This window comes from Acinetobacter sp. Ver3 (assembly GCF_000632455.1).
GTDB lineage: Bacteria > Pseudomonadota > Gammaproteobacteria > Pseudomonadales > Moraxellaceae > Acinetobacter.
Map to the genome: position 1 here is coordinate 1 of NZ_JFYL01000068.1, position 13,578 is coordinate 13,578.

8 protein-coding genes are annotated in these 13,578 nt (G+C 39.7%); 5 read left to right on the forward strand and 3 right to left on the reverse strand.

The features are described 5' to 3' along the window. Window positions 1-115: 115 nt before the first annotated feature. Complete coding sequence (locus CL42_RS17565; RefSeq protein ID WP_035269607.1) at window positions 116-2,374, reverse strand: TonB-dependent receptor domain-containing protein; 2,259 nt, start codon at window positions 2,372-2,374, stop codon at window positions 116-118. Window positions 2,375-2,596: 222 nt separating this feature from the next. Continuing rightward, window positions 2,597-3,235, reverse strand: a complete 639-nt coding sequence (gene nfuA, locus CL42_RS13460; RefSeq protein ID WP_035269609.1) for a Fe-S biogenesis protein NfuA — start codon at window positions 3,233-3,235, stop codon at window positions 2,597-2,599. A gap of 159 nt (window positions 3,236-3,394) precedes the next feature. On the opposite strand from nfuA, the gene CL42_RS13465 reads away from it, so the two are divergent. From CL42_RS13465 to CL42_RS13475, 3 genes are all read left to right on the forward strand, one after another. Next, window positions 3,395-4,012, forward strand: a complete 618-nt coding sequence (locus tag CL42_RS13465; protein ID WP_035269610.1) for a rhomboid family intramembrane serine protease — start codon at window positions 3,395-3,397, stop codon at window positions 4,010-4,012. Between the two features lie 155 nt (window positions 4,013-4,167). Further along, window positions 4,168-5,121 (forward strand): ABC transporter substrate-binding protein, encoded by a 954-nt coding sequence (locus CL42_RS13470; RefSeq protein WP_035269611.1) that lies wholly within the window; start codon window positions 4,168-4,170, stop codon window positions 5,119-5,121. Window positions 5,122-5,280: 159 nt separating this feature from the next. Then, window positions 5,281-6,822 (forward strand): hypothetical protein, encoded by a 1,542-nt coding sequence (locus tag CL42_RS13475; protein WP_035269612.1) that lies wholly within the window; start codon window positions 5,281-5,283, stop codon window positions 6,820-6,822. Window positions 6,823-6,896: 74 nt separating this feature from the next. Here CL42_RS13475 and CL42_RS13480 read toward each other — a convergent pair whose 3' ends face one another. Then, window positions 6,897-8,519, reverse strand: a complete 1,623-nt coding sequence (locus tag CL42_RS13480) for an inorganic phosphate transporter (RefSeq protein ID WP_035269616.1) — start codon at window positions 8,517-8,519, stop codon at window positions 6,897-6,899. 458 nt (window positions 8,520-8,977) lie between these two features. Between CL42_RS13480 and metH the strand changes: the two genes are divergently transcribed. Together metH and CL42_RS13490 are read left to right on the forward strand one after the other, a co-directional pair. Beyond that, a complete protein-coding gene (metH, locus tag CL42_RS13485) occupies window positions 8,978-12,664 on the forward strand; it encodes a methionine synthase (protein ID WP_035269618.1) in 3,687 nt (1,228 codons plus the stop codon). Between the two features lie 254 nt (window positions 12,665-12,918). Continuing rightward, a partial coding sequence (locus CL42_RS13490; RefSeq protein WP_035269620.1) for a TIGR02391 family protein occupies window positions 12,919-13,578 on the forward strand: 660 nt, incomplete at its 3' end.

Here is a 13,578-nt window from a genome sequence, read left to right on the forward strand (position 1 = left end):
CATAGGATAGATGGTGTCAACCACATAGCCATCGACGCGCTTCATTATTTTCCTTCTAAACTCGACTATTCAAAGCTTGGAGTGAGATTCTCGCTCTCACTCCAAGCACAAGACATTAAAACTTATAATTCAAGGCAAAGCTGTAACGTCGGCCATCAAGCACCCAATCATTTCCATCTTTCAGTACATTTTTGTTTGCAACATTATATACACCAGTAGATAGCTGGAATCGGTCACTATACTTATACACAGCTCCAACATCTACAAATGTATAAGCTGGTGTTTTATCTCCATCGGTATCACCCACTGTTTTGCCACGATAATTCAATTGAGTCCATAAATACAATTGATCATTAAAGTCCCAATCTAAGCCTGCATTAAACATATGTTTAGGCAAATTATTCAATGGTTTACCTTCATACTGTCCAGATTTTTGCTCACTATCTGTGAATGTATAAGAGTGTCTATATTTTAAGTAATCTGTGATGTTGTAATCTGTGGTCAGTTCAAGCCCTCTAATTTCGGCTTTATCAATGTTATAGTTGAGTGTATAACCATTTGCGTTATATGGCAGATTAGGGTTGGACTGATAGAAAGCACTGCTATCAACGAAATCATTAATTTCAGATTGAGTGTAAGGCGGCTCACCGTCATTTTTTGGGGGAAGTCGACTACCATCTAAACGACCAGATCGAGTAATTTTATCGTTAAAGTCAGTTTGATAGACCATAAGACTTGCAGATAAACCCAATTCAGGATGAGTGAATGCAAAACCTGTTTCATACGTTAAACTGGTTTCTGGCTTTAAATTTGGGTTTGGCATAATTGCCCCGCCCATTGAGTTCAGCATGTAATCTGGAGAAGAATTACGTAAGCTCGGCGCTTTATAGCCTGAAATTACACCTCCTTTTAAAGTCACGTTGTCTGTTGCTTTATAAACTGCATATGCCTTTGGACTGAAATTATCACCAAAAAACTCATTTTCATCGAAACGACCACTTAAGGTTAGTGCTAACTTATCACTGACATTCCAAGTATCTTCTGCAAAAATTGACCATTGATATCGATCCATTTTAGTGACTTTACCAGCCATCGCTGCATTTTGGTTACTTGTACCATCCTCAAGATTTTCTTTTAAATATCGCCCGCCAATGGTCAGACTATGATCTTCGAAAAAGTACGTTCCTTGTGTATTGGCTGTGATAGTCTCAAATAAAATCCCCCCTGGATTTTGAACTTTACCCACAGTACGCCCTGTAATTGCATTATTTTTATCTTTATCATATTGCAAGTAAGAAGTGAGTTTTAGATTGTCGTACTCACCATCATGAGTAAGGCTAAAATTATTTTTTTCTAATTCTGAGTAAGTCCCTGTATTCGGTACGACATCTGAACGATAGATTAGCTCACCATCATCATTACGATTATTCGTATTATATGCTGGATAATAATTTCCATTAGATAGAACGAAATCTTTACCATCAATATCAACTTTAGGACCCGTTACTGAAACATACTGGGTATAACTTTTACCTGGGTTGTGTGTACGCTCTTGTTGAGTTCTTACATATTCAGCAGTGAGTGTGTTTTTTTCATCTGGTGTAAAAACAAACTTTGTACCTAGATTTGTTTTTTGAAAATCTGGTTCACTCTCACCTGTTTCGGCTGTATTTTTTTGTAATGAACTTTCTTCAATCGTTTGAAGACCAGCTGTAACTTGAACCGAAAGAAGCTTATCAATTAATGGTGCATTGACATACAAGCTGGTATTGGTTGCGTCGTTGTTAACGTCATTCGATTTACCAGCTTTGATATATTCTGTTCGAATACTTGCAGTCAAACGATCTTGATGCTTTTTAGTAATGATGTTAATTACACCACCCATTGCATCAGAACCATATAGAGAGGATGACGGGCCTCGAATCACTTCAATACGTTCAATCGATTCTATTGGCGGTAAGAAGTTTACTGATGCTCCTTGAACCCCCCCATTTGTTGTTAAAAGACTACCATCATTCATTGGACGTCCATCTACTAAAAATAGGGTATAAGCTGATCCCATACCCCGAATGGAGATCGTCTGGTTCGTTCCACCGCCTTGTACAAATACACCTGGAACATTTTTCAATGCATCAGTTACATCACTATAAGATTTTTTTTCTAATTCTTCGGCAGTAATCACTGAAATCGTAGCAGCAGCATCCGCTATATTTTGCTCATAACCACTCGCTGAAGTTACGACAATTGTTTTTAACTTAGTTGTATCTTGTTTTGCATTAGTATCTTGACCAATTTGCTCTTGTGCAAAACTTGAAACCGACATGGTGGTTAAGACAGCAAACGCTAACTTAGATTTTAAAAATGTCTTTTGCATTGTGTAATTACCAAAGAATGTGTGGAGAGATCTTGTTCGAATTGTGTCGCATTGTAACAAATGATAATCACTTTGCAATAGATTATGATAACCATTATCATTTATAGTTTTGTTTTTACATTTCAATTTTATTGATATTACTCATTTTGTTCAGTTTTCATAAAAAAAAGCCCCCTTTTAATGGGAGCTTTTCAAATCAACATTTGTAAATTTAAAGGCAACTTATTTCATATAAGCGCCTTCAGATTGACTGTGGTCTGTCTGGTCCACAACACGTTGTAACTCTGGGATATGCTGTTTTAGCGTAACTTCAACACCTTGTTTAAGTGTCACATCAATTGCTGAACACCCTTGACAGCCACCACCAAATTTCAAGACCGCTGTTAAACCATGCTCAGCATCTTCAACCACTTCAACCAATGCACAGTTTCCACCATGCCCTGCTAAACCAGGGTTAATTTCTGACTGTAATACATAGGTTATACGTTCTTCAATCGATGCATCTGGACCTACACGTGGCACTTTCGAGTTAGGTGCACGGAAAGTCAACTGACCACCAAAGCGATCTTTGTTGTAATCAATCACTGCATCCAATAAGTATGGGATTGATGGTGTATCAATATATGCAGCAAATTTTGGATATTCTTGTTTATAGTCGGTTGGAACGACTTCATCTGGTGCACTATACGCCATGCAGCATTCAGCACGTGGTGTACCCGGATGTTCTACGAAAACACGTACCGCGATACCAGGAGTATTTTGCTTCTCTAAAAGTTCAAACAAATACTCTTGCGCAGTTGGTGTAATTAATAAATTTGGAATTTCTTCAGCAACTGCAGTGCTGGTGTTCTCAGTCGACATAACAATTTTTCCTCAAGCTGAAGACTCTATTTTAACTGAAGATCGGGGATAATATTTAAAATTCAACTAAATTTGTCAGAATTATTATATTAATAACAATTAAATTTAAAAAAATGGCATGATGAATAGAATTAAAGCAATTTATTCAATCTTATCCATATGCTTGATTTACCTTTTAATCATACTGTCACCATCGTTTTAATTACGGTTGCCATTTCACTGGTTGCATTTTCCAATCAAAATATTATGAATCGTTTGATTTTTTGGCCTCCAGCCATGCAGAAAGGTCAATACGATCGATTTATCACGCATGGTTTTATACATGCAGATGGAACACATCTACTGTTCAATATGATCACACTCTTTTTCTTTGGAAGTGTAATTGAGAGTTTTTATCGACAATACTTATATGAACTCGGATTTGTTCTGTTCTATTTAGGCGGTTTAATCGCGGCAATTATTCCAAGCTATTTAAAACATAAAAATGATCACCGCTGGGCAAGTCTAGGTGCCTCTGGAGCAGTATCAGCAGTCTTGTTTGCTTATATTTTATTTCAACCATGGAAACTGATATTTGTCTTCTTTATTCCAGTTCCAGCCATTATTTTTGCCGTGCTTTATGTTGCTTATAGTATTTGGTCAGGTAAACGTGGAAACAGTAACATCAACCACAGTGCACATTTATGGGGTGCAGCCTACGGTGTCGTGGTTACGATATTGATTGAACCTCAAATTATTCCACATTTCTTCAGCAAGTTGCTTCAACTACCGCTCTAATTCTTTGATCATTGCGGGGGCTTAAAACACTCCGCACAAATACCCTTCAATTCAAAGTAGATACTAGTAAGAAGATAAAAACACAAATTCAACAATGATAATGATTATCATTTATATATTCATGTTAAGCTTTTATCAAACCTCGAGGTATTGATATGACTTACATTAAACTTACATTGGCACTCATTCTTTCATTCAGCGCCTTTGTTTCATATGCTCAACCTGTTCAATTCACTTATCAAGATCAAACTATTCAACTTCAAAATACGCCACAGAAGCTGGCTGTTTACGAACTATCCGCGTTGGATACACTGAATGCTTTAGGTATTCAAGCATCAATCGTACCCGAAACTACTTTTGGTGGTGCTTTGAAAAAATTTAATGACAAACAATATGTAAAAGCTGGATCTTTATTTGAACCCAACCAAACCTTATTAAAAGAACAAAAGCCAGATCTCATCATTGTCGGCGGGCGTTCTGCTGCAAAATTAAATGAGGTCATAAAAATTGCACCTGCAATCAACCTCTGGCCTGATACTCAAAACTTCAATCAAGACCTGAAAAATCGCACACTTTTTTTAGCAAAAATGTTTAATAAGGAACAACTCGCACAATCTAAATTAGATCATGTCTATGCCCTTCAAGCACAACTTAAACAACTCACTAAAGGCAAATCCGGCCTGATGCTTTTTGCCATGGGTGATAATTTTATACCGCATGCAAAGAATGAAAGATTTGGATTTACCTATGATATTTCTGGCTTAAAGTCAGTGGTGCCGCCTGCAGCACCTCAAGCCTCAAGTGCTCGACCTGCTCCAAACTCACCAGAAGCTCTTGCTGCCGCGCAACGCAATTTAGAGCGTCTAGTACAAGCAATAAAACAAAATCCTGATTTCATCATTGTGTTAGACCGTGGTGCTGTAAACACGCAAAACTATGCTGCGAAACAACATATTCAATCACATCCATTACTCAAGAATAGTCAGGCAGTCAAAGAGAATCGTGTCATCTTTGTTGATGCCGATGCCTGGTATTTAACGGGCGCTGGCTTAGATAACACTGCATTTATGTTAGAAGAATTGATCAATGGTATAAAAAATACTAAATAATTGATTTTATTTATAAAGGAAGTCTTCGGCTTCCTTTTTTTAGAAATATCTCGTAATAATTCAATCAATATCTGGTAATTAATGCCACCTAGATCATTAATTTTGTCAGGATAATGTAGGCATCCGCGAATTTATTCATTTTTTTTTGAGATTTTTTGCATGTCTAATCAACCTGATGGTTTACAATTTTCCTCTAACACGTCCTCTAAACCCAGCAGTTCAAAATCAGGCCAACGCATCGTCAGTGCGGCATTACAACAGATTCAGCCAGAATACGCTGATGCAGTTATCAATGAAAAGAATTGGCGCAAATCCTATCCGATTCATTTTAAACGGTTGGTAGAATGTGGGCTCTCATCACCTGAAGCTGCGCTGCGCATCGCTCAAGATGGACTTCAACAAGCTTATGAAGAGTTTAGTTTTCAACGTGATCAACATACACACGCATTGAATGAAGTGATGAATCTTAAATCAAAAGATTTAAATACCTACACACTTCAAGGAAACTCTACTGCTGAGCCGCAATGGTTTGTACCTTATCAGGGTAAAAATTTAGAAGGTCAAGCCCTACTCGACCAAATTCAACTCTGGTTAGACCGAGGTATTATAGAAGCATCACATGCACAGGCACTACAAGCGTGTGTGCAGCATCCAGAGTGGTTTGACCTTTCGGATCGAACAATGGTGCTGTTTGGTGCAGCTTCTGAAGCTGGACCTTTACCTTGGCTGGCGAAATGGAAAGCCAATATCGTGGCGCTTGATTTAAATCATGAGCGAGTATGGACAAAGATTTTGAATACTGTTCTGCAAGGCAATGCGACCTTATACGCTCCAAGTGTCGAATCAATAGATTCATCTGCATCTATACGTGAAGCTGCAGAGCGTTTAGGCGTTAACTTATTAACAGATACCCCTGAGATTGCACATTGGCTCACCCAGTTTGATCAAGACTTAGATCTTGCCGCGATTGCGTATTTAGATGGCGAAAAGCACGTTCGTGTTTCTATGGCGATGGACAACATTATGCAACATGTCAGCCAACAAAAATCCAATACCAGTTTAATGTATATGTGTACGCCCACTGACGTCTACGCTGTACCACAGGAAGTTATTCAAGGTGGATTAGATAAGTTTAAATCACGCTCTAAACTTGAAAATATTCTGTCCAAGAGTATTTCAACTGTCTCTCGTGACTATTTTTTCAAACAAAATGAAGAACGCTTATTCCAATGTCATGATAAACAGTATGGGATCTGCGACTGTCTTGTGGTAGAACAAGGTCCAAATTATGCGTTGGCGAAAAGGATTCAACAATGGCGCGCTACGTTAGCACGGTCACAAGGTCAACGTGTCAGCATTAATATTGCTCCATCGACCACTACACATTCGGTAACCAAAAACCCATTATTAAAAGCTGCTTTCAATGGTGCCAATTTGTTTGATGTTGAAGCATTTGAACCCGCGACGACCAATGCGATTATGGCTGCGTTGTGGATTCATGATTTGAGAAACCCACAGTCTGTTGCCAATCCTGACATCGCCCTCAATCATCCATTAGACTTAATCATGCATGGTGCTAATCATGGTGGATTATGGCGTGTAGCATATCTCGCACGCACCGCCCTACCATTTGCCGCATTATATGGTTTTGCTGAAGAAAAACTCCCCTTGAAAAAACTTTGGTCTAAATTCCAAAAATAAGCGTCATAAACAATTGATCATAAAAAAAGCGCTGATTGTTCAGCGCTTTTTTAGTCTTTAAGTATTGAATTCAATCAGGTGAACTGAAGGAACAACCAGAATAAACCACCTGATAAACAGATTGTTGCTGGCAGTGTGAAAATCCACGCTGATAAGATTGTGCGAACCATTTGGAAGTTTAAGCCCGACTTATTCGCAACCATCGTACCTGCTACAGCAGAGTTTAAAACGTGTGTTGTTGACACTGGCATACCAAAGCCATCAGCAGCAGCAATCGTTGACATTGCAACTAACTCTGCAGACATCCCCTGACCATAAGTCATGTGTTGTTTACCAATACGCTCACCAACGGTAACAACAATACGTTTCCAGCCTACCATCGTCCCTAGACCTAATGCCAATGCAGTCGCAACTTTCACCCATGTTGGAATGTATTGAAGGAATGAATCTAAGTTATCACGGTAGTTGTCCACTGTTTTTTCTTGCGCTTCAGTCATGGCAGGTAAAGCTTCTGCTTTATCTAAACGCTTGAATGCAGTCGTGCTGAGGTACATATCATTACGGAATTCAGCCACTTGATCTTCAGGAACATCTTTAATGGATGTGTAGCTTCCTACTTTTTCACCTAAATGATCCGTTAAACTTGCCAAAGCTGGCACAACTTCAGGCGTGATTTCTTTGGTTTGGATATATGACGTGATAATTTCACGCGCTTTTTCATCTGGAATATCTTGGTGATTTGGATAAATCAAATCAGCAGTTTGAGCAGATAACTGACCAAACGTTTGGATATGTTGTTGATCTAGACTCTTGTTTAAAGAGTATGCCAATGGCACGATCCCGATCAGAATCAACATAATCAGACCCATACCTTTTTGACCATCATTTGAGCCGTGTGCAAAACTTACACCGGTACACGTGAAAATCAAAATGGCACGAATAAGCGGCGGCGGCGGTTTATTCCCTTCTGGTGGTTGGAATAATTCCACTTGTTTCTTAAAGATTTTTTTAACCAATAAGAACAATACAGCCGCAAATGCAAAACCGATTAATGGTGAAAATAAAAGTGCTTTACCCACTTTCATCACCTGTTCCATGTCTACACCTGACGCACCATTACCTGCGTTTAAGATGTAGTTCATGATGCCCACACCTAAAATCGAACCGATCAGTGTATGAGAGCTAGAAGCAGGGATACCGAGGAACCAAGTTCCTAAGTTCCATACGATTGCGGCAATCAACATGGCAAAGACCATGGCAAAACCAGCACCTGAACCGACGTTCATAATCAATTCAACAGGCAATAGCGCGATAATACCGTAGGCAACTGCACCACTTGCGACCATTACGCCAAGGAAGTTACAGAAGCCTGCCCACATTACAGCGACAGGTGCAGATAAAGCGTTGGTATAAATGACCGTTGCCACAGCATTGGCCGTGTCATGGAAACCGTTAACGAACTCGAAACCCAATGCGATAAACAATGCCGTGGCCAACATGATCACAGCATAAAGATTTAAAGCAGGCACATGAGATAAATCAGCAGCCAACTGAAAACCAATGTAAATCAAGGTTGAAACAATCAGTGTAAGGAACACTGGCATAAAGAATTTCGGCGTTGGCACGTGAACATTCGTCGACTGCATAGGCGTTGACGATTGTGCTGAATCTGAAACTGGAGTTTGATTAGAATTCATGCAAGCAGAGAAAGAGGATAAATATCCCCTCTATTGTTCAATTTAATTATTACAATTATATGACAAAGAGCTGTCATATAAGTCATCCAAATGACACTTATTTAAGAAAATTAAACTTTAAAAACTAATAATATTCAAAATTTAACAATAACAATCAGATAGTTAATACAAAAACCTCGCCTTTAATCTTTATTTCAATCGGTAATTAAATAGATGAAATAAAGATGACATCACTGTCACATTTGTTACAACGGCAGTTATTATTACATTAGATTATGACAACATGATGAAATATAGACAGTTTCAGTTTTGATAGGTTGATCATCGTAGTCGATGGATGAAATTCACCCTTAATTTTTTGGGAATAGGTTCATAAATTTTTATTTATCAGAAAAGTGGACGTAACTCTGCTAAAATATTGCACCATTATTTGTGCAGATTTTTGTGAGAGTCATTTGATGTCTACCCTCGCCACCTTAAAAGCGCTTCTTGCCAAACGTATCCTGATTATTGATGGTGCAATGGGTACCATGATCCAACGCCACAAATTGGAAGAAGCTGATTACCGTGGTGAACGTTTTGAGGATTGGGCCTACGACCTTAAGGGTAATAACGACTTATTGGTTCTAACTCAGCCACAGATTATTCAAGGCATTCATGAAGCTTATCTTGAAGCTGGTGCAGATATTATTGAAACTAATTCGTTCAATGGAACACGTGTTTCAATGTCTGACTACCATATGGAAGATTTGGTTCCTGAGATTAACCGTGAAGCAGCTCGAATTGCCAAAGAAGCATGTAAAAAATACTCAACACCTGAAAAGCCACGTTTTGTCGCGGGCGTATTAGGACCAACGTCACGTACCACTTCAATTTCACCAAATGTAAATGATCCGGCATTCCGTAACATCACCTTTGATGAGTTAAAAGTTAACTACATTGAAGCGACTAAGGCATTGATTGAAGGTGGTGCAGATATCATCTTGATTGAAACGGTCTTCGATACCCTAAATGCCAAAGCTGCGATCTTTGCAGTGAAAGAAGTGTTTAAAGAAATTGGTTACGAACTGCCAATTATGATTTCGGGCACCATTACCGATGCATCTGGGCGTACACTCACAGGTCAAACCGCAGAAGCATTCTGGAACTCAATGCGCCATGCAGAGCCTTTATCGATTGGCTTTAACTGTGCACTGGGTGCAGATGCGATGCGTCCACACGTCAAAACCGTGTCTGACGTTGCGGATACTTTTGTTTCAGCGCATCCAAACGCAGGCTTACCAAATGCGTTTGGTGGTTATGATGAAACCCCTGAAGAAACTGCAGCATTTATTAAAGAATTCGCTGAAAGTGGTTTGATCAACATCACCGGTGGTTGTTGTGGTACGACGCCTGATCATATTCGTGCGATTGCGCAAGCAGTTGAAGGTATTGCGCCGCGTCAAATCCCTGAAATTGAACCTGCATGTCGTTTGAGTGGTTTAGAGCCATTCAACATCACCAAAGATTCATTATTCGTCAACGTCGGTGAACGTACCAACGTGACAGGTTCTAAAAAATTCCTTCGTTTAATTAAAGAAGGTAACTTCACCGAAGCTTTAGATGTGGCACGTCAACAAGTTGAAGCCGGTGCGCAAATCATCGACATCAACATGGATGAAGGGATGCTGGATTCGCAAGAAGCGATGGTGCATTTCCTGAATCTGATCGCGTCTGAGCCTGATATTTCACGTGTGCCAATCATGCTTGACTCTTCTAAATGGGAGATCATTGAAGCAGGTTTGAAATGCGTCCAAGGTAAAGCGGTTGTAAACTCGATTTCCTTAAAAGAAGGTTATGACGAGTTTGTAGAACGTGCTCGCCTCTGCCGTCAGTACGGTGCGGCAGTCATTGTCATGGCGTTTGATGAAAATGGTCAGGCGGATACAGCTGAACGTAAAAAAGAAATCTGTAAGCGTTCTTATGATGTCTTAGTCAACGAAGTGGGTTTCCCATCTGAAGATATTATTTTTGACCCGAACGTGTTTGCGGTCGCAACAGGTATTGAAGAACACAACAACTACGGTGTGGACTTCATTGAAGCAACCGGTTGGATTAAACAAAACCTGCCAAATGCCATGGTGTCTGGCGGGATCTCAAACGTATCGTTCTCATTCCGTGGTAATGAACCTGTTCGTGAAGCGATCCATGCGGTGTTCTTGTATCACGGCATTCAACAAGGCTTAACCATGGGGATCGTCAACGCAGGTCAGCTTGCGATTTATGATGATATCGATGCTGAGCTGAAAGAAGCTGTTGAAGATGTGGTACTGAACCGTAACCAAGGCGCAAGCGGTCAAGAAGCGACTGAAAAATTACTCGCTGTTGCGGAAAAATATCGTGGTCAAGCGGGTGCGCAAAAGGCTGAAGAAAACCTTGAATGGCGCAATGAACCTGTAGAAAAACGTCTTGAATACGCGTTAGTTAAAGGTATTACGACTTATATCGTTGAAGATACTGAAGAAGCACGTTTAAAATCAGCTCGTCCACTTGATGTGATCGAAGGTCCACTCATGGCAGGGATGAACGTGGTGGGTGACCTGTTCGGTGCCGGCAAAATGTTCTTACCACAAGTGGTGAAATCTGCACGTGTGATGAAACAAGCCGTGGCTTGGTTGAATCCGTTCATTGAAGCAGAAAAAACCCAAGGCGAAGCCAAAGGTAAAATCTTGCTTGCTACTGTTAAAGGCGACGTACACGACATTGGTAAAAACATTGTCGGCGTGGTATTGGGCTGTAACGGTTATGACATCGTTGACCTTGGCGTGATGGTACCTTGTGAGAAGATTCTACAAACTGCGATTGATGAGAAAGTTGATATCATCGGTTTATCAGGTTTGATCACACCATCTTTGGATGAAATGGTCTTTGTTGCGAAAGAAATGCAACGTAAAGGTTTTAACATTCCATTGATGATTGGTGGTGCAACAACATCGAAAGCGCATACTGCCGTGAAAATTGCGCCGCAATATCACAATGATGGCGTGTACTACACTGCTGATGCCTCTCGTGCAGTCGGTGTTGCAACGCAACTTTTATCTGCTGATATGAAGCCCCAATTGGCAGCTGACTATGCAGCGGATTATGAAAAAATCCGTACACGTCTAGCGAATAAGCAACCAAAAGCTGCAAAACTTTCTTATGCTGAATCGATTGAAAATGGTTTCAAAATTGACTTTGAAAAGCATGCACCTGTAAAACCAAACTTTATTGGTTCTGAAACTTTCACTAACTATCCATTGGAAACTTTGGTTGATTATTTTGACTGGACACCATTCTTTATTTCTTGGAGTTTGGCGGGTAAATACCCGAAAATCCTTGAAGATGAAGTGGTGGGTGAAGCCGCTCGTGATTTGTTTGAACAAGCACAAGCGATGCTCAAAGACATCATCGAAAATAAACGTTTCGATGCGCGCGCTACTTTCAGCCTTTACCCTGCCAACCGTGTTGCAGCAGACACTGTTGCGGTAACGGATGAAAATGGCAATGTGACGCATACCTTTGAGCATATTCGTCAGCAGTCTGACAAAGTGACAGGCAAAGCGAATTTCTCACTAGCTGACTTTGTTGCACCGAAAGACGTGGCTCAAGATTACTTGGGTGGTTTCACCGTTTCAATCTTTGGTGCGGAAGAACTTTCTCAAGAATACAAAGCCAAAGGCGATGACTATAACGCGATTATGGTTCAAGCCTTGGGCGACCGTTTTGCTGAAGCCTTTGCAGAACACTTGCACCAACGTATTCGTAAAGAGTTCTGGGGCTACCAAGCGGATGAACAGCTTTCTAATGATGAATTGATCAAAGAGAAGTATGTGGGTATTCGTCCTGCACCGGGCTACCCTGCTTGTCCTGAACATTCTGAAAAAGCGCCGCTGTTTGATTGGTTAGGTACGACTGATAAGATCGGAACTTACTTAACCAGTAGCTTTGCAATGTGGCCACCTTCATCAGTGAGCGGTTTCTACTATGCAAACCCTGAAACTGAATACTTTAACGTGGGTAAGATCTCGGGCGATCAGTTGGAAGATTATGCTAAGCGTAAAGGTTGGACGTTGGATGAAGCAAAACGTTGGTTAGCACCGAATTTGGATGATTCGATTGTTTAATTGATTTTGAATCCTCTTTACGAAGAAATGCTTCTCACCTCCTTTGATAAAGGAGGGAATGGAAATCCCGTCAAGTGAGGGGATTTTCGTTTTTAATCTCCCCTAACCCCTCTTTTTCAAAGAGGGGAATTTCGCGTGTCAAATTGAGTACGTGACAGCTGATACCTTTTAAAAAGGATGATAAGAGAGATTAATTGATATAAATAAAACAATTACTTAAAATATATACAAGCAAAAAAATAGAAAATTAAAATATGTCTAACATAAAAATTTTAGATTCAGGAAGCTTAGAAACCATCTGTAAAATTCTTGGTGAAACAAATGATGGGCTTTCTGGAACTGAAATAGGAAAATATTTAACAGAATGTCATATTCAAGATATTCAACCCAATATAACTAAATGGAAACGTCTCTACGAAGCTCTTAGCATGAAGCAGAATATTGACTGTTGTTCAAATAATATTTTAGCTTTCATTAAACATGTTATGCGCCCTTCAAGACATATAAATAGAAAAGAATGGTTTGAACATATACGAACTCAGTTAAATTTTGCTTTATCTTTCGAAGGTTTTGAATTAGCTGAAAGTGGCGAACTCAGATACGCTGAAAAAGTTCATACCTTCAGTGAAGCTGAAGCAAGAGCTCAAAATTTAAGAAAATCTTTATCCGATAGAAAAATTCATCCTGATGTTCTAACCTTTTGCAAAGCAGAACTATTAGTAGATAATTATTTTCATGCCGTATTCGAGGCTACAAAAAGTATCGCTGAAAAAATTCGAGTTAAGACTCAACTCACATATGACGGAGCCGAACTAGTTGACCAAGCTTTTGCTTATAAAAATAAAGTCCCTTATTTAGCTTTAAACAATTTAACTACACCAAGTCATCAAAGTAAACAAAATGGTTTGGTGGTG

Bases quoted from the DNA above. Each gene is read 5' to 3' on its own strand.
- CL42_RS17565 (WP_035269607.1), bottom strand. From the start codon at position 2,374: ATGCAAAAGACATTTTTAAAATCTAAGTTAGCGTTTGCTGTCTTAACC.
- nfuA (WP_035269609.1), bottom strand. From the start codon at position 3,235: ATGTCGACTGAGAACACCAGCACTGCAGTTGCTGAAGAAATTCCAAAT.
- CL42_RS13465 (WP_035269610.1), top strand. From the start codon at position 3,395: ATGCTTGATTTACCTTTTAATCATACTGTCACCATCGTTTTAATTACG.
- CL42_RS13470 (WP_035269611.1), top strand. From the start codon at position 4,168: ATGACTTACATTAAACTTACATTGGCACTCATTCTTTCATTCAGCGCC.
- CL42_RS13475 (WP_035269612.1), top strand. From the start codon at position 5,281: ATGTCTAATCAACCTGATGGTTTACAATTTTCCTCTAACACGTCCTCT.
- CL42_RS13480 (WP_035269616.1), bottom strand. From the start codon at position 8,519: ATGAATTCTAATCAAACTCCAGTTTCAGATTCAGCACAATCGTCAACG.
- metH (WP_035269618.1), top strand. From the start codon at position 8,978: ATGTCTACCCTCGCCACCTTAAAAGCGCTTCTTGCCAAACGTATCCTG.